Source organism: Methanomassiliicoccales archaeon, from assembly GCA_035527755.1.
Classification (GTDB): Archaea; Thermoplasmatota; Thermoplasmata; order Methanomassiliicoccales; family UBA472; genus UBA472.
The window spans coordinates 73,591-91,070 of sequence record DATKZX010000007.1 but is presented as its reverse complement, the minus strand read 5'-3'; the positions used below and the strand labels follow the sequence as shown (position 1 = coordinate 91,070).

The following is a 17,480-nucleotide window of genomic DNA, read 5'->3' as shown; positions in this document are numbered from 1 at the left end:
AAGTATTTTTTTACCCGTGTCCCCAATTTTTATTAATATTGCTATGCCATCAAGAGCCTGGACTGGAAATGGGCGCAAAGATCATCAATGGCAAGGAGGTCGCAGACCAGATCCGGAAGGACCTGACCAAGAGGATCGCCAAGCTGCAATCCGAAGGGATCACCCCCGGGCTGACGGTCATATTGGTGGGTGATGATCCGGCCTCTTCGTCCTACGTCAGGATGAAAGGCAAGGCCTGCCAGGAACTTGGCATCTATTCTCAGACGTTGATCATGCCCTCGGATTACAGCGAGGGTTCCCTCCTCGGATTGATCGAGAAGCTCAATGATGATCCCCGGATCCACGGCATATTGGTGCAGATGCCCGTGCCCAAGCACATCGATGTCAGCAAGATCGTTCGGGCCATAGACCCGGACAAGGACGTGGACGCCTTCCACCCGGTGAACGTGGGCAAGATGCTGATCGGGGAGAACGACGGTTTCCTTCCGGCCACCCCCCACGGCATTCAGGAGCTCCTTTCGCGCAGCGGTCATAAAGTGGCCGGGAAGCATGTGGTCATAGTAGGGCGCAGCAACATAGTGGGCAAACCGCTGGCGGCCATATTGATGCAGAAGAACCAGGCGGCCGACGCCACGGTCACAGTGTGTCATTCGCGGACCGAGAACCTGAAGGACATCACACTGCAAGCGGATGTGCTGGTCTCGGCCATGGGGAAGGCCAACTTCATCACGGCCGATATGGTGAAGGAGGGAGCGGTGGTGGTGGACGTCGGTTCCAACCGCATCGATGATCCGACCGCGCCTAGAGGGTACCGCTTCGTAGGCGACGTGGATTTCGCCGCGGTGAAAGAAAAGGCGTCGGCGATCACACCGGTGCCCGGCGGAGTAGGGCCGATGACCATAATCATGCTGATGCAGAACACCGTGCAGGCGGCTGAGAGGGTTCTGGGACGCCAGGAACGGCCTAAAGTTTAATATCAACTTTGTATGTTCGAGGGTTCGTTATGTTAAGGGAATGCGGCGAGCACGGTTATTATCGCGGGGAGACCTGTCCCATCTGCGGAGAGCCGGGTAAGTTCTTGATGAGCGAGCAGGAGCTCGAGCAATTGGGACGGACACTGGCCGGTGTGCTGCGCCATTTCCCGGAGCGGTTCGGCCTGGATATGGACGAGCAGGGATTCGTGAACCTGCGCGATTTCATCAGCGCCATGCGCGACAGCAACCGCAGGTATCACTGGCTCAGACCCCATCACGTTGTGGCCATAATCGAGACCGACCCCAAAGGCCGTTACCAGATTAGCAACGACCTCATGCGCGCCACTTACGGTCACTCCCTGGAACTGGACCTTAAGCTTCCCACGGACAACATCCCGGAATTCCTGTACTACCCCGCCACTCCTGAGGAGGCGGACATCATCTTGGAAACGGGCCTGCGGCCCTCGGACCGCAAGATGGTGCATTTGTCCAAGACATACCAGGATGCATTTAATGCGGGCAGGGTAAGGGTGGAGGCCCCGATCATATTGGAGATCGATGCTACGGCGGCCATCGAGGCCGGCAATGTGATATCCCAGGCCGGGAAGACCGTGTTCCTGACCCAGGAGATACCACCGGAGTTCCTTTCTAAGAAGGAAGAGGAAGAGAGCCTTTAGGGTAAATGATCGGTAGACCTATCAGAACACCTTTTCTTTCGGGCGATCTCTTTCAGAGCCTTTAAACGGCACTGAATTGACATCGCCATTCGGTCATCTGATCACGCGATCGATGTTCATGAACGCCTGAGAGCTGATCTTTCTCGTACCGCCGCCCGAACAAAGCACGAACGACCTATCGACATGGGTCGGCGGATGATCAGCTCCTAAATGGGACCGACGATGGCCATGTTGTCAGACCTTGGTATCACAGAGAGTTATGCTCCCGTCCATGCGCGCCCGGATGTGATATCTGGAACGGGCCTTTTAAAAAAAGTGGAAGGGGTTTTTTATCACTATTTCTTCTTTTTCCGCCAGATCATTACCAGCAGAAGCACGACCAGCAATCCTACGACGCTGAGCACGATCGGAACGGTCATGTCCATGGCATCGTTCGATTCGGTGGTCCAGACATTACCCATGGCCAATCCGGAACTATCGGTGCTTATCATTACATCTCTGGAGTTGATACCCGGGCCACTGAAGGTCAAGGTATGTTCCCCGGGGGTGACCATGATGGCAAACCCACCCTGTGCGTCCGAGATCACCGAGGTACCATTTTCCAATTCCACGGTAATTCCTGCTAGGCCGGTCCCATCTGCGTCTACCACCTTTCCGCTCACGGAAGCCAAAGTACTGTCCGAATCAGCTACGGCCGTACCGGTGGCGAACACGCATAGTGTGGTCGACAATAATAAGAACATTATTACGACACTTATCGCGTGGGTATTTACTGTCCTGCCCATATAATCTTCACATCCTATGATCATTGCCATTTCAGCTTGAAATGACATTCTAATTCTCAGAGATATTTCTCTATAAGAATTATCTCCAATTACCACTTCCATATGATGCCTTCCTTGGATGACGAACGTTGGTCTGGACCGTTCCCATCGCACGCCCTGTTCGATGACCGTGGTCGATTTTTATCTGATGCGGGCCCATCATCGCTTATGAACCACCTTAAAAAAAAATCATTGGAGCCAGATTGGCTGAAATGAGCATGGAATGGAATATTTCATGATATCCTGCGATATCAAAATATGAAAAATAACGATGGTACCCCGAAGGATGGCGTAAGCATCCTCTCATACGTTTATGGTGCCCACTATCTCCAGGACCTGGAAGACGATGGTCAGAGAGAATACCACCAGCAGAGGGACGATGGCCGCGTCCAACGAGGCCAAGACCTTTTTAGAATTCTTGCTGGATGCGGAGATCAGCTCCCGTGAAGACAACAACATTATCAGCAGTATGGCGATCAAAGCACCGCCTACACCCACACCTATGGCGGTGGAGATGGATATGACGCTGCTTGAAGCGCTTGTAGTGGTCGTGGTGATAATGCTTAGCATCTGGATTCAGCAGAGCCTATCTAATATAAAATTATTATCAGCGAATTTCCATTACTGATACGGTGTTTGCATAGCGATGTGCCTTCAAGATCGTTCCACCGGAACATAGTTTTTTAATCTTCGTTGACCGGTTGAAGGAGCGTGTTCGAGACCGCGGACGCCATCCTGCGGCGTCAGAGACTGATGGCCTATGCCGGCCACGCCATCTCCTGGGAATGGGAGGGTTTCCAGCCAAAGCTGGTGATCTTCGATTTTAAAAAGAACGGGATAGAGGAGGGTGCGTCCGCCGAGTTCCATCCAGGAGATCATCTGGACCTTACGGTATCCGAGGCTCGCCGCTGCGTCGGTTCGTTCAACGAGAACGGCCATCAACCCTGCCCCATGCGTCGCGAGGTCATAGGACAGTACGACCAATGCCCGATGTGCGCCTCCTCCTGGATACCGGTGCAGAACTGTATCTTCGAACCGGCATGCGATGGCGTGAACACGGATTGTCCAGGGGGAAAGATATGCGCCCGGGAGCATCGCGTCTACGCCGCGTTCTATGGGGACATGATCAAGGTGGGCATGACCCTCTCCTCCCGGTTCATGGAAAGAGCCATAGAGCAGGGTGCGGACGCTATTGCTCAGCTAGGCATATACCCCAATAGATTGGAGGCTAGGAAGGCTGAGAACGTCCTTTCCAAGGCTTTGAAGGCCACACAATGGGTCCGCCGCAATGCGTTCCTGAAGGCCCAAGGACGAAGGATCGACCGCGATGCCTACCAAGAGATGCTCGATCGTGCACTTTCCTCGGTGAACGGTGATCTGATCAGACCGACCGGGGTACGATCGCTGACCGATTACCCCCTGCCACCATTGGACCTGTCCCGGGCGCGGTTCGATACGCTCCCTGGCCACCATCGCGGCGAGGTCCTCGGTTGCAAAGGCAAATTCCTCGTCTACAGGAACAAATGGGGAGAAATATTGCTGCTGGCCATGTCATCCCTCCCTTCCAGACTCGTGACCCTGGACCAGGGAAACCATAATAAAGCCTAAGGGTATCCTTCCACACCTCCAGTCAATGGAGCATAGGGATGTCATCATGGTGCAAAGGCTCTCACCGGAAGAGGTCACTAAAAAGTATGGACGATTGTTCTGTCGCGGTATCTTTACCCTGATCGATGAAAAGAACGGAGTGGCCCAGGTCATCGAGGAATGCTCTGCAAAAGGCCCGGTGGAATGGGACGCCTGCAATCGCAAGCGTGCCGGGGGCGCCATCACCAACATCACCGTGGAGGGCAACACCATCACCATGGACACCATCATCGGTGAGCGAGAGATACGTTTCGGACCGGCCTCCAAGGACGTTGGGGGACAGGGTTTGAGATCGGTCACGGTCGACGGTGAGGAGGTTAGGACCACCTGGGTCGGTCTTGCCGGCGCCAGCGTGGGAGTGGGCGCGTGCATGCCCCAGGGACCGGGGACCATCGCCACCGAATACCCCGATGACGTCCAGATAGGGGGAGGACATCGGGTGGAAGTGACCATCATAACCCCCAAAATGGTGCGGGTTATAATTTCGGTGGACGATACGGACACCAAGCAGAAAGGGGCCACCTGGTCCATGATGCTGAAGGTGGCGCAAGCATGTCCGATCGGACATCTGCTGAAACATAAGATCATTCAACTCAATCCCAAAGTGCCGGAGAAGACCACCAACTGCTCATCGGTAGGGGTCAGCTTCGCCATAAAGGAAAACGAGCTTCCGGCCTTGCTGGAATATTTCAAGGAGGAGCTGCGGAAGAGCACCTTGTCCTCGGAGACCACCATGGCCTATTATGTAGGCCTCAAAGTACCGCCGGAGCTGGAAGACTATGGATGGAAGGCCAAGAGCGTCATCTACATACCGCAGCAAGCGGTGGACGTGGCCCAGCGCAACGGGGTCGAGATCGTGGAGATAACCGGGAAGCGGGGCATCATCGGCGCCGTGGCAGCCATAGGATGCTTCGATATGGGCTTGAAGGCCGCGGGACTGCCAGAAGACTTAGGAAGTTAGAACGTTGATGGGATCCAGGTAATATTGCATGTCCAATGAAATCACCCGAGTGATCGCCAACACCGCTTACCAGACATACGAGAAGCGGCTTTTAAAGGAGGTCATGGAGGGCGAGATCCCTGGACATGTGGCTATAATCATGGACGGGAACCGGCGCTTCGCCATGGAGATAGGGCTGATCGCCCACGAAGGCCACGTCAAGGGAAAGGAGAAGCTCGAGGAGGTCATGGAGTGGTGCCTGGAAATGGGCATCAAGGTGTTGACGGTGTATGCGTTCTCCACCGAGAACCTCGACCGTGACGCGGTGGAGGTGCATTACCTGATGGACCTGTTCGAGGAGAACTTCCTCATACTGGCAGAGGACCAACGCATCCACAAGCATAAGATCAAGGTGACCGTGCTCGGGCAGCGGGAACTGTTGCCGGAGAGGGTCATCCGCTCCATCGAGGTGGCCGAGGAGAGGACCAAGAACTATGACCATTATTATTATAACATCGCCCTGGCCTACGGCAGCCGTCAAGAGATGATCTCGGCCATACGCCGAATAGCCACAAAGGTGAAGGAGGGGGAACTGGAGGTGGATGACATCAACGAACAGATGTTCTCCAGTTTCCTCTACACCGCCGATTTCCCAGATCCCGATCTGGTGCTGCGTACGTCCGGAGAGGAACGGGTCTCGAATTTCCTGCTCTGGCAACTGGCATACTCAGAGCTTTACTTTACGGACGTTTTCTGGCCCGGTTTCCGCAAGGTCGATTTTCTGCGGGCAATCCGCACTTTCCAGGCCAGGAAGAGGCGCTTCGGGAAGTGATCCCCGTAAAAGGACTTTGGAACTCCTGACATGTTTAAATATCTCCGAGTTTGTCAGCGTGCCAGAGGCGCGATGGCATGAGCAAAGAGGACATCATTTTCCTGCACGCACCGAGCGTTTACGATTTTCGCAAGGAGTTCCTGTTCTACGGACCGGTGAGCGACATGGTCCCGTCCACCCCGGTCTTCGAGATGTACCCGTTCGGTTTCACCACCATGGCCGCGCATCTGGCCAAGAACGGTCACAAGGTGCGGATCATCAACCTGGCCAGCATGATGCTGAACCACCGAAAGCTGGACGTGGAGAAGCTCATAGCCAAGCTGGACTCCAAGGTCTTCGGCATCGATCTGCACTGGCTGCCCCACGCCCACGGCGCCTTGGAGATAGCCAATCTGGTCAAGAAGCATCACCCTGACGCGAAGGTGCTCATGGGGGGATTCTCTGCCACCTACTACCACGAGGAACTTCTCACCTACCCCCAGGTGGACATGATCTTAAAGGGCGATTCGACCGAGATCCCATTGCAGCAGCTCATGGAGGCACTGAAGAACGGCACGCCATTGGAGAAGGTGGAGAACCTCAGCTGGAAGGAGAACGGCCAGCATCACCACAACCCCATCACCTTCGTCCCTGAGGACCTGGATTACCAGGATGTGGATTACGGCTGGATCGTGCGCTCGGTCATCAAGCACCGCGATCTGGAAGGTCATAAGCCGTTCAAGGACTGGGACCGCTACCCCATCACCATGGTCTTCTCCATCAAGGGCTGCCACCTTCAATGCACGGTGTGCGGCGGCTCTTGCCCGGCCATGCACAAGTTCCTCAACCGAAAGAAGCCGGCGTTCCGCTCCCCGGAGAAACTTGCGCAGGACGTTCACAACATTCAACAGTACATCAAGGCGCCCACCTTCATCGTGGGCGACCCCAGGCGCGGTGGCAAGCAGTATATGGAACGATTCTTCGCTGAGGTCAAGCGCCTGAAGGTCACCAATCCGCTGGTCTTCGAGTTCTTCACCCCTCCGGATGAGGAGTTCTACAAATTGGCGAGCACCCACACCAAGGGTTTCTCGGTGGAGATATCGCCGGACTCGCACGACCCGATGGTGCGTGAGGCCCTGGGACGAAAGTACTCCAATCAGGAGCTGGAGGAATCGATAAGAAACGCCCTGAAGTACGGCGCGGAACGATTCGATGTCTTTTTCATGATCGGCCTGCCGCAGCAGACCAGGGAATCAGCGGTCAAGAGCGCCGAGTACGCCAAGGAGCTGTATCTGGTGGCGAACAAGGATCCCCGGCTTTGCGTGTTCATCTCCCCATTGGCACCTTTCCTGGACCCCGGCTCCATGGCCTTTGAGGACCCGGAAAAGTATGGTTACATATCATTGGCCCGCACCTTGGAAGAGCATCGGGTCCGACTGCCCTCCCCCAGCTGGAAGTACGTGCTGTCCTATGAGACCAAATGGATGACCCGGGACGATATCGCCGAGGTGAGCTACGAGGCGGCCGATGCCATAAACAAGGCCCGCTTCGATTGCGGGCTCATCACCCGGGAGGAGCTGGACTATCGCCTGCAGCGCTCCAAGGAGGCGGCGGATATGATGAAGAGGGTCGACATGGCCGTGGCCATAGAAGATCCGGAGGAGCGCAGGAAGGAGTTCCAGGAGCTGCAAAGGCGTTCCGAGGAACTGATGGAGAGCACCATCACACATAAGCGGGAGATGGAATGGGCGTCTAAGGGGCTGATCCGCAGCATCCCTCGCGCGCTCATCTCCATGATACGCGGTGTCTAAGGCAGTATGCGCTTGCAGCGGATGAGATTGTTCATCCTCCGCTCACCCAAAAAGCGCATGGCCATCTCTAAACGCCAGCTGCTCCCGAAGCATAGCTCGGCCAGGAACTTGGTGCGCACCGCGGTCCGCAGGGGTTTGTAGACCAGTCTGCGCCACTCCTCCTCGTACTTGGTAAGAGGTGTTCCTTTGAGAACGTTCTCGGCGATCACCTGACCGGCCACCCTTCCGGCGATCCGGGCGATGGGTATTCCACCGCCGTTCACCGCCATGACCTGGCCAGCGGCATCGCCAACGACCAATGCCTGCCCGGCCACCGTCCTGCTGATCGGACCGGACATGGGAACGAACTTGCCGTGGGGCTTTTCGGATGTCAGACCCTTCGTCTTCATGAAGGTGTCGAAGTACTCCATCACCGGGGCGTTCCCGAACTTGCGGGATACGCCCAGGCCGATGTTCGCCGCCCCTTTCTTTGGGATGATCCAAGCGTATCCGCCTGGAGCTACCGTGCCGAAGTACATCTCCGGGACAGGATCGAAATCTCCTGGGACCTGGACCGTCACTGCGGGGCAAAGGTCCTTGGACCGTTCCAACCCGAAGGCCTTGCCCACCAGGGAAAGCGGACCGTCCGCTCCCACGATGACCTTGGCCCGGACCGTTAGCTCTTCCGTCCGAACCAGGCCTTCCTCGACCTTGATCACGCGCTGACCCGTGAGCACCTCTGCCCCAGCCTTCTCGGCCTGGGCGGCAAAGAACTGGTCCAGTCGGTCCCTGTCGGTCGTGTATCCGCCGAAGGGAAGTTCGTAACGAGTGAATTTTGGTGAAAAGATGCGTATGGTGTCGCACTTCAATGCCATGAGGTCCGCGGGAACCTCGAAGATATCGGCCATGTCCTCGACCAGGGGGAACATTCCCTGCATCTCATCGAAGCTAGGCATGAACTCCCCGCAGCGCACCGGAACGCCCACCAGGGGTCTGCGTTCCAGTACCAATACGTTCGCTCCGCCTTCCGCCGCGAACCTGGCGGTAGTGCTGCCGGCCGGACCGGCGCCGACCACGACCACATCGACCTTCATTTCCTTGCTCATGGTCTTCACCATAGTATTATTGATGACGTCAACTAGTGAAGGTTCAATTGCTACGGGTGACCACCGTCGAGGCGAGCTTCCGCAACCCTTCCTTGTGAATTGAATCGGGGACTTCCTTCAATCCCATCACTGCAAGATCGGCAAATTCCTGGGCCTTCTTTCGAGATATGTCCAGCGCCGTGGTCCTGCATACCAGTTCTGCAGCCTCATCGACGTCCCGATGGGTCTTATGGTCCTTGTTGAAAAGCTCCGTCAACCGCTTTCCCACTTCCCCATCGTCCATGGCGAGTATCATAGGCAGTGTGGCCTTCCCTTCGGAGAAATCGACCATGCGTGGCTTCCCAAGCATCTGCTCCGTGCCCACTATGTCCAGGATGTCATCGACGATCTGGAAGGCCATTCCGATGTTGAGACCATATTCCCCCATGTCCTGAATTGCATGGGGTTCGGCCTCGGCCAGGTATGCCCCTATCCGGGCACCGGCCATGATGGGTTTCGCCGTTTTTCCCCTTATGATGTCCAGATAAACGTCCAGTGGGGATATCTCACCCTCCTGTTCGAACTGCACTATCTCACCTTCGGCGATGGCGGTGCAGGCGTCGGCCACCATGTTCACTATCTCCTCGTTGAAAAACCCGCCAATGGAAAAAGCCTTCACGAAAAGGAAATCACCACTGATCAGTGCTTCCTGCAGTCCGTATCTCTTGTATGCGGACGGTTTTCCGCGCCTCATCTCTGAACGGTCGTTGATATCATCGTGTATGAGGGTAGCGCTGTGTATCATCTCGAAGGCCGCGGCGATCTTCACCGCATCGGCCACGTCGCGGCCTCCGTTGGCCAGGTAGGACAATATGGTGACACCGGGGCGCATGCGCTTGCCGCCAGATGATATCACGTAATCGCAGATCTCGGTCAGAATGGGTTGCTCCGACTGAATGCTGCGACGGATCTCCTGATCCACCTGGTGCAGCTCTTCCTTAATAGAGTAATCCCAAGACCGAGGCATCGTCGCTGGATATGATAAATCCATACTTAATCGTTACTGGATTTATCCACCATATTACCGCCAGCACCTAAGCTGATAAAGAAAAAAAGAAGAAGAATTGGGAAAGGATTTTAGGCCAATAATGCCCGGGCGGCGTCCTGACACAGCTGGATAAAGAAGTCTGGATACAGACCGATGCTGATCACGGCTATGACGCATATCGCCACCGCGGCCATCATGCTCTTCGGCAGCTTCAGCTTCTCGACCGGGACATCCTCATCCAGCTCATCCACGTACATGTACTTGACCACGCGAGCGTAGTAGTACAGGGAGATGGCGCTGTTGATGATACCAGCCACGGACAGCCAGATAAGCCATTCCGACCCGGCCAAACCGCCCTGTATGGGCGAGGAGAACAGCACGACCTTGCTAGCGAACCCGGCCAGAGGCGGTATGCCCGCCAAAGAGAAGAGCAGAATGGTCATGGAGAAGGCCATGAAGTTGGACCTCTTGGCCAGTCCTTTGTAGTCCGTTATCCTCTCGCCGATGGCCGCCACGGCCAGCGTGGCCACGATGATGAAGGCCCCGCCCTTCATGAAGGCGTGGGTCAGGATGTGGAATATACCGCCCGTCAGGGCGAACTCCGTTCCTACCGCGATGGCGATCAATATGTAGCCGGCCTGGGCGATGCTGGAGTAGGCCAACATCCTCTTGATGCTGGTCTGGTTCAGTGCCGCCAGGTTGCCGACGGTCATGGTCAGTATGGCCATGATCGCGATCACCATCTCCCAGTCCGCCTTGATGGCGAGCATGGCGATCAAGAAGAACTTGAACATGGCAACGAGACCCATCTTCTTTGAACCGGCCGCCAGCATGGCGGTGATGGTGCTAGGGGCACCGTCGTAAACGTCCGGGGCCCAGGCGTGGAAGGGCACCATTGCCACCTTGAAGCCAAAGCCGACGATGACCATGACCAAAGCTAGCCAGATCATCTCCTTGAATTCCACCAGGCTACCGACGGCTACGCCAATGTCTGCGAAGGATGTTGTTCCTGTGAGGCCGTACACCAGGGAGATACCGAACAGGGTGAAGGCCGAGGAGATCCCGCCGAATATGAAGTACTTGGTAGCTGCCTCTGTCCCCTTGATGTCCTTCTTGCGGAAGGCCACCAGGGCGTACGAGGATATGCTCGTGATCTCGATGCCGATGTAGAGCACGAAGAGATCGGTGGACGCGGCCACCAACATCATGCCTACGGTCGCCAGCAGGATCAGGGAGTAATATTCCGGAGCGTGCTTCTCACCCTCGATGAACTTTGCAGAGGCCAGTATGACCACGAAGGCCACGATCAGGAAGACCATGATGAACAGTCCACTGAAATCGTCCAGGACCAGCAGGCCGTTGTCAAAGACGGCGGCTCCCAATCCTTCGTAGAAGTGCATAAAGACCGCAAGCATGGCCAGGCCTACGCCTGCCAGCGATACCGCGGCCAGGAACTTACTGTCCTTCAGCATCATCCCTACTGCGGGCATAGCGATAGCGAATAGGGCCAGTATGATCTCCGGATATAGTGCTGAATAGTCCACTTAGATCCCTCCCAAGAGGCCCACGACCGTGCCCAATGCAGGCCGTATATAATCCAGTATCAAGCCAGGGAACATACCGAATAACACGATGAGCCCGCTCAGCACCGCCAATGGCAGTGTCTCATACCAGTACAGATCGTGTATGTGTTCGGTGTCCACCTCCTTGGTCAGAGGCCCGAATATTGTCCGCTGCAGAGCCCAGATGTAATACGCGGCGGTTATGGCCACGCTTATCACCGGGACCAGTAACAACCAGCCGAAAGCATCGTAGGTGGCGGTGAAGACCGAGAACTCGGCCACGAAACCGACCATGCCCGGAAGTCCCAGGGATGCCAGGAAGCCGATGACCATGAAGGTCGCAGCATATGGCATCTTTGCAGCCAGCCCTCCCAATCGAGGGATGTTCCTGGTGCCGACCTTATGCTGCATCACACCGCACATCATGAAGAGGACGGCAGTGATGAGACCATGGGCGAACATCTGGAAGACACCGGCCGCAATACCCAGCTCGGTAAAGGTGGCGAATCCCAACAATACGATACCCATGTGGCTGATGGAAGAATATGCCACCATCTTTTTTAGGTCCTTCTGGGCCAGACACATGACCGCACCGTAGACGATGGACAATATGGCCATGATGACCATGACCAACTGCCACTCCTCAGCACCGCTGGGAAGGGCCGGGAAGGCCACGCGTATGATACCGTATGCACCCATCTTCAGCAGCAGACCGGCCAGCAGGACCGATCCTGCGGTAGGTGCCTCCACGTGAGCGTCCGGTAACCAGGTATGGAAGGGGAACATGGGCATCTTCACGGCGAAGCCGAAGAAGAGAGCCCCGAACACCACTATCTGGAAGGTATCGGAGAAGAACGGGGACACGGCATTGATGGTCTCCATACTGAAGGAGTAATAGCCGTTGTAGGAGCCGGCCTCGAAGTAGAGGGCGAATATCCCCAGCAGCATTACCAAACTTGCTATGTGGGTATAGATGAAGAACTTGATCGCGGCATAGGAACGCCGGGGACCACCCCATACGCTGATGAGGAAGTACATCGGGATCAGGACGACCTCCCAGAAGATGTAGAACACGAAGTAGTCCAGGGCCATGAAGACCCCGAGAATTCCGAGCTCCAGCACCAGCAACAAGGCCATGTACTGATGGGTCCGGTGTTCGATATCCCAGGAGAATATGACTGCCAGGAATACCAGCAACGTGCTCAAGAAGACCATGGGCACGCTGATGCCGTCGACACCCATGATATACTGGATACCAAGGGTATCGATCCAGGAGAACGACTCCACGAATTGATAGCCGCCAGCGGTCTGAGTGTACTCGGTGAGCATCAACAGAGACAGCAACAACGGTATAGCAGAGAATACCAGGGCGGACATTTTTGCCGCCTTGGGGTTCTTTCCTAAGGAAAAGGTGACCACTGCACCGATCAAGGGAAAGAGCAACAGCAGGGATAATATCGGTATGTTCTCTAACATGGGATCACCTCAACACTCCTACGACATAGAGCAGTATTATGATCAGCGATACACCCGCCAATAACAAGGTGGTGTAGCTCTGAATGAAACCGGTCTGGGCCTTGCGGACCACTCTTCCGGCTCCGATCAGGAAGGCGCTGATGGCATTGACTATGCCGTCGATTACGTAGCGATCGAACTTGTCCAGCAGCAACGAGAAACCGTAGAGGCCAGCGTAACCTATCTTATCATAGGCTACCGGGAACTTGTAACGGTCCAGTAACAGCTTGTGCATTGCCTTGGGGAATCCCTTGGAGACAAAATTCTCTGCAGACACCGTGGTCTTTAGGAAACTGAAGTAGGCCAGCACGATGCCGCTTACGGCTGCGATTATTGAGACGTATGTTAAGGGCGATGTGAACACATCTGTCAGGCGCTCCCCTATGCTCAGGACGTGGGCTTCGTGGTAGTAGATGCTGCCGAAGAACCCATCTCCGATGAACAGGGAGAATCCAGAGCCGAAGGCCAACGCGGCAAGGACAACCAGAGGCAGAAGCATTGCCACCGGGGCTTCGTGCTTGTGATGCCCGTGCTCGGTGGCGTGCTTGGTGCCCTCGTTCTCCTTTCCTCTGAACACCATGAACCACATGCGGAACATGTAGAAGGCGGTCATAAAGGCGGTCAGGACCCCCAATATCCATAGTAACATGAAGGTCAGGTTGACGTCTCCTGCCTGGAATGTCACGGCCAGTACCTCGTCCTTGCTCCAGAACCCGGAGAAAGGCGGGATACCAGCGATCGATATGGAGGCTATGAGCATGGTGATCGATGTCACCTTCATGTACTTGCCCAACCCACCCATCTTGTTCAGGTCCTCAGTGTGTACATAGTGTATGACCGAGCCGGCACCCAGGAAAAGCAGCCCCTTGAAGAAGGCATGGTTCATCAGATGGAACAGGCCTGCACCGAAGGCAATGCTTGCCTCGATATAATAGCCGAAGTGCCACATGTATGCACCAGCGCCCAACGCCAATATCATGTATCCCAGCTGGGACACCGTGGAATAGGCGAGGACCCCTTTGATCTTTGGAGCGCAGAGAGCCATGGTGGCCGCGATGAAGGCGGTTATACCTCCGATTACGCCCACGAACAGACTGACCTCGGCGCTGTGGGTCAGTATCGGGAAAGCTCTGGCGACCAGGTAAACACCTGCGTTGACCATGGTGGCCGCGTGTATCAAAGCGGACACTGTGGTCGGACCTTCCATGGCGTCCGGTAGCCAATCGTGTAACGGGAACTGCGCGCTCTTGCCTATGGCACCTCCGAAAAGGAAGAAACCAGCAAAGGCCAGCGTAGCAGCGTCCGCAGTATCTAAAGCACTCCAGACCAGTTGGAAGTTAAGGGTCTTGAGCTCAGTGAACAGCAGGAAGAGGCCGATCATGAACATGACGTCCCCCACCCTGGTCACCAGGAAGGCCTTCTTGGCGGCGCGAGCCGCAGCAGGCCTCTCGAACCAGAAGCCGATCAACAGGTAGGAACACAGTCCGACCAGCTCCCAGAAGATGAACATTTGTATGAAGTTGTTGGCCAGCACCAGTCCGAGCATTACGCCCACGAACAGGCATATCTCGGTGTAGTATCGGTGACGGCGCGGGCCCTGATCGTGTATATAGGCGGTGGAGTAGACCACTACCAGGAAGGCGATGAAGGACACCACGATCAGCATCATGGCCGCTACGTTGTCCAGGAACACTCCCATCTCCAATCTGTATTCGGAGCTGAGAACTACCCAGTCCATAGACACTTCATAAACTCGTCCGGTAGTGAGTATCTCGAAGGCCGTCCAAAGGGCCAGGACCATTCCGCCCCCGACACCGAGGATGGAGACCAGGCCTCCTTTGTCCTTCATCCTGTTACCCAGGAATCCCACTATGACAAAGGCCAGTAAGGGGATGACCGGGATCAACCATGCGTATTCCAATATGTCCATTCTTACCACCTCAGCAAGTTGATGTCATCCACATTCACGGTCTTCTTCAACTTGTTCAGGTTGAGCAGGATCGCTAGACCAACCGCTACCTCGGCCGCGGCTATGCCGATGGATATTAGAGCGAACATCTGTCCACGGGCATCACCAAAGTACGATGAGAAGGCCACCATGTTGATGTTCGCAGAGTTGAGCATCAGCTCTATGGACATCAATATGATGATGGCGTTCTTTCTTAATATGACCCCAGCCGCCCCGATGGCGAACAGGGTTGATGAGAGGACCAGTATGTATTCCAGTGGTATGCTCATTCCTCTTCCTCCTGTGCAATGAATACCCCGCCCAGAATGGCGGAGAGTAAAAGTAGGCCCAGCATGAGCACCGCCACACCGTATTGGTTGAAGAGCATCTTACCGATATCGGCCGTTTCAATGAGCACGTCGCCCACGTCGCCCCATTCCACGGAGAACACTGAGTACAGCATGAGCTCGATCAGCAGTCCAACGACGAGCAACTTGACAACTACGGCTTGAGTTGAATCACCGATCTTCACGGGAACCACCTCCCGCTCTTCTCATCCTGGCAGGAATCGTGCCCCACCATCCGGCGTTTGGTCAGCATGATACCGAACAATATCAGGACGTTGATAGCGCCGACATACACCAGTATCTGGATGAGGAACAGGTATTCTGCGTTAAGGAACATGTATATTATGCCTACACCAACGAAGGTGGCCGCCAGGAACACCACGCTGTGTACGATGTCCTTCGATGCCACTACCATTACGGCACAACCTACCGTCAGACCGGAAAATATCAGAAAGAACACTGTGGTCAGGTCCATCACAACACCTCCTTTATGGAAAGGGCCGATTTGGGACATACCTCGACACATTGTTCGCAGACCACGCACTTGGTGTTTTCGAACTTCGGCCGTTTGATCGGCTTTTTATTCTTCGGGTTCAGTTCTCCCGTCTCGACCATCTCGATAGCGCCAGTGGGACAGGTTTTAGCACATCTCGCACAGGAGATACACTTGACGCCGTCCAGAACGATGGTATCGTGCATATTGGGATCGTTCTTAGCGTAGGTCTTTGCTGTACCAGCCTTCAATTCGGAAGAGAGGGCGAACTCATAGTTGACCTCATATCCCGGTTTGTGGGGGTGCTGCAATTTGATTGGATCGTACATCATGTCAGCCCGGTTGTACGAGGCTAGCTCGAACTCAGGAGTGACCAGCATAGCGTTGGTAGGGCATATCTCAGCACAGTTACCACACATCATGCATCGGGCCACGTTGATCTGAGGGCGCTTCACCTTGCCTAATTCGGGTGTCTCGATGGAGACCATCTCTATGCACTGGTTAGGACAAACATTGACGCAACGGGCGCAACCGATACATTTATCCAGTATTATGCCGGGGCGTCCGCGGTAATTATCGGGGTAGACCAGCTTCTCCCAGGGATATAGTATGGTGTTCGGCCGGTTCTTGGTACATCGCCATAGAACCTTGAAGGTGACCTTCATGGATTTCATTATGTACCCGGTCGGACGAAGGTGGTCCGCCTTGGTGTAAGTCCTTTCCTCGATCTTCATTAGAACACCTCCGCGGTCTTAAGAGCAATGGCGATTAGCAGGTTGACCACTGCCAATGGGAGAAGTCTCCTCCAGCCCAAGGTCAATATTTGGTCTGTCCTGATCCTCACCATGGCCGCCCTGACCCATACGAAGAAGAAGAACACGATGAACGTCTTCGACAGGAACCAGATCTCGGCCCAAATGAAGTCGGGGCCGTCCCAACCGCCGAGGAACATCATGGTCACCAGGGCGCACATGATGTAGGCGCGGAAATAATCGCTGGCCATGACCAGTCCCCATCTCACATCACCATATTCGGTCTGCCATCCTTCCACTAGTTCAGCCTCGGCCTCGGGAAGGTCGAACGGTACACGCTCCGCCTCACCAATGGCCGCTATCAGGAAGGTTATCAGGCCGATGAACAGCGGTATACCAAGCCATATGTTCTCCTGCTGCCAGCTAACGATGTCCATGAAGGACAGGCTGCCAGTCATTACCACCACGGATACCACGACCAACAGTATCGGGATCTCCAATGCTATCAGCTGGGCGGCCGCCCTCATACCTCCGATGAGGGTGAACTTGTTATTCGATGCCCATCCACCTATCAGGATGCTGAATGGAGCGAAAGAGAATATGGCCAACCCCAGCAGCAACGCCAGATCAACATTGATGACATAGAATTGAGGGCTGAGCGGTATGCAACCAAAGAGCATGAACGATGTTGCCAGTATAGCAAATATAGCGAATTCGAACAGGCCGCGGTCTGCGGCCTTCGGAACGATGTGCTCTTTCAGAACTACCTTGATACCATCGGCGAAGTTCTGGAAGAAACCGAGAACTCCGACCTGGGTTCCGCGCCTGTCCATGAAGCGCCCCAGGAACTTTCTCTCCATCCATATGAAGCAAAGCCCCATCATCATCAACGTGATCAGATAGATAACTGCCACAAGGAGCGTGGTGACCGCGGTCAATACGGGCTCGGTCTCCAGCCAATCGGCCAGACCGCTGAGGAATCCCAACCGGGTCCAGTCGACCAACCAGGCTATGACGCCAAGCAACCATTCGGATAAGCCCTGTAAAACGGTGTAAAGTGTCTCCAT

At 55.2% G+C, this 17,480-nt stretch carries 18 protein-coding genes; 6 read left to right on the top strand and 12 right to left on the bottom strand.

The window, feature by feature from the left end:
- Positions 1-68: 68 nt before the first annotated feature.
- Together VMW85_03090 and VMW85_03085 are read left to right on the top strand one after the other, a co-directional pair.
- Positions 69-974: a tetrahydrofolate dehydrogenase/cyclohydrolase catalytic domain-containing protein gene (locus VMW85_03090; protein ID HUT27019.1), complete on the top strand. Its 906-nt coding sequence runs from the start codon at positions 69-71 to the stop codon at positions 972-974.
- 29 nt (positions 975-1,003) lie between these two features.
- Positions 1,004-1,651, top strand: a complete 648-nt coding sequence (locus tag VMW85_03085) for an RNA 2'-phosphotransferase (GenBank protein ID HUT27018.1) — start codon at positions 1,004-1,006, stop codon at positions 1,649-1,651.
- A 335-nt stretch (positions 1,652-1,986) separates the two neighbouring features.
- On the opposite strand, the gene VMW85_03080 is transcribed toward VMW85_03085, so the two are convergent.
- Complete coding sequence (locus VMW85_03080; GenBank protein HUT27017.1) at positions 1,987-2,394, bottom strand: carboxypeptidase-like regulatory domain-containing protein; 408 nt, start codon at positions 2,392-2,394, stop codon at positions 1,987-1,989.
- A gap of 384 nt (positions 2,395-2,778) precedes the next feature.
- Positions 2,779-3,045, bottom strand: a complete 267-nt coding sequence (locus tag VMW85_03075) for a hypothetical protein (GenBank protein ID HUT27016.1) — start codon at positions 3,043-3,045, stop codon at positions 2,779-2,781.
- 141 nt (positions 3,046-3,186) lie between these two features.
- Here VMW85_03075 and VMW85_03070 point away from each other — a divergent pair, with 141 nt between their 5' ends.
- From VMW85_03070 to VMW85_03055, 4 genes are all read left to right on the top strand, one after another.
- Positions 3,187-4,083 (top strand): DUF2797 domain-containing protein, encoded by an 897-nt coding sequence (locus tag VMW85_03070; protein HUT27015.1) that lies wholly within the window; start codon positions 3,187-3,189, stop codon positions 4,081-4,083.
- 25 nt (positions 4,084-4,108) lie between these two features.
- Entirely contained in the window at positions 4,109-5,083 is a 975-nt protein-coding gene (locus VMW85_03065; GenBank protein ID HUT27014.1) for a hypothetical protein, read from the top strand.
- A 28-nt stretch (positions 5,084-5,111) separates the two neighbouring features.
- Positions 5,112-5,894, top strand: coding sequence for a polyprenyl diphosphate synthase (gene uppS / locus VMW85_03060; GenBank protein HUT27013.1), 783 nt, complete (start codon positions 5,112-5,114; stop codon positions 5,892-5,894).
- Between the two features lie 77 nt (positions 5,895-5,971).
- On the top strand, positions 5,972-7,684 hold the full coding sequence (locus VMW85_03055) for a TIGR04190 family B12-binding domain/radical SAM domain protein (protein ID HUT27012.1): 1,713 nt from the start codon (positions 5,972-5,974) through the stop codon (positions 7,682-7,684).
- On the opposite strand, the gene VMW85_03050 is transcribed toward VMW85_03055, so the two are convergent.
- From VMW85_03050 to VMW85_03005, 10 genes are all read right to left on the bottom strand, one after another.
- Entirely contained in the window at positions 7,681-8,781 is a 1,101-nt protein-coding gene (locus VMW85_03050) for an NAD(P)/FAD-dependent oxidoreductase (protein HUT27011.1), read from the bottom strand. The genes VMW85_03055 and VMW85_03050 overlap by 4 nt on opposite strands.
- 31 nt (positions 8,782-8,812) lie before the next feature.
- Positions 8,813-9,775 carry a polyprenyl synthetase family protein gene (locus tag VMW85_03045; protein HUT27010.1) on the bottom strand — a complete coding sequence of 321 codons (963 nt, stop codon included), beginning with the start codon at positions 9,773-9,775 and terminating at the stop codon, positions 8,813-8,815.
- A gap of 110 nt (positions 9,776-9,885) precedes the next feature.
- Complete coding sequence (locus VMW85_03040; GenBank protein HUT27009.1) at positions 9,886-11,340, bottom strand: NADH-quinone oxidoreductase subunit N; 1,455 nt, start codon at positions 11,338-11,340, stop codon at positions 9,886-9,888.
- Entirely contained in the window at positions 11,341-12,834 is a 1,494-nt protein-coding gene (locus tag VMW85_03035; GenBank protein ID HUT27008.1) for an NADH-quinone oxidoreductase subunit M, read from the bottom strand.
- 4 nt (positions 12,835-12,838) lie between these two features.
- Positions 12,839-14,803, bottom strand: a complete 1,965-nt coding sequence (gene nuoL / locus VMW85_03030) for an NADH-quinone oxidoreductase subunit L (GenBank protein HUT27007.1) — start codon at positions 14,801-14,803, stop codon at positions 12,839-12,841.
- A gap of 2 nt (positions 14,804-14,805) precedes the next feature.
- Positions 14,806-15,111, bottom strand: coding sequence for an NADH-quinone oxidoreductase subunit NuoK (nuoK, locus tag VMW85_03025; GenBank protein ID HUT27006.1), 306 nt, complete (start codon positions 15,109-15,111; stop codon positions 14,806-14,808).
- The gene (locus VMW85_03020; GenBank protein ID HUT27005.1) at positions 15,108-15,353 is read right to left on the bottom strand and encodes a hypothetical protein; all 246 of its coding nucleotides are present in this window, start codon (positions 15,351-15,353) and stop codon (positions 15,108-15,110) included. Before VMW85_03020 ends, nuoK begins: the two co-directional genes overlap by 4 nt.
- Positions 15,350-15,643, bottom strand: a complete 294-nt coding sequence (locus tag VMW85_03015; GenBank protein HUT27004.1) for an NADH-quinone oxidoreductase subunit J — start codon at positions 15,641-15,643, stop codon at positions 15,350-15,352. Before VMW85_03015 ends, VMW85_03020 begins: the two co-directional genes overlap by 4 nt.
- Positions 15,643-16,395 carry a 4Fe-4S binding protein gene (locus tag VMW85_03010; GenBank protein ID HUT27003.1) on the bottom strand — a complete coding sequence of 251 codons (753 nt, stop codon included), beginning with the start codon at positions 16,393-16,395 and terminating at the stop codon, positions 15,643-15,645. The genes VMW85_03015 and VMW85_03010 overlap by 1 nt, the downstream gene beginning before the upstream one ends.
- The gene (locus VMW85_03005; GenBank protein ID HUT27002.1) at positions 16,395-17,480 is read right to left on the bottom strand and encodes a complex I subunit 1 family protein; all 1,086 of its coding nucleotides are present in this window, start codon (positions 17,478-17,480) and stop codon (positions 16,395-16,397) included. The genes VMW85_03010 and VMW85_03005 overlap by 1 nt, the downstream gene beginning before the upstream one ends.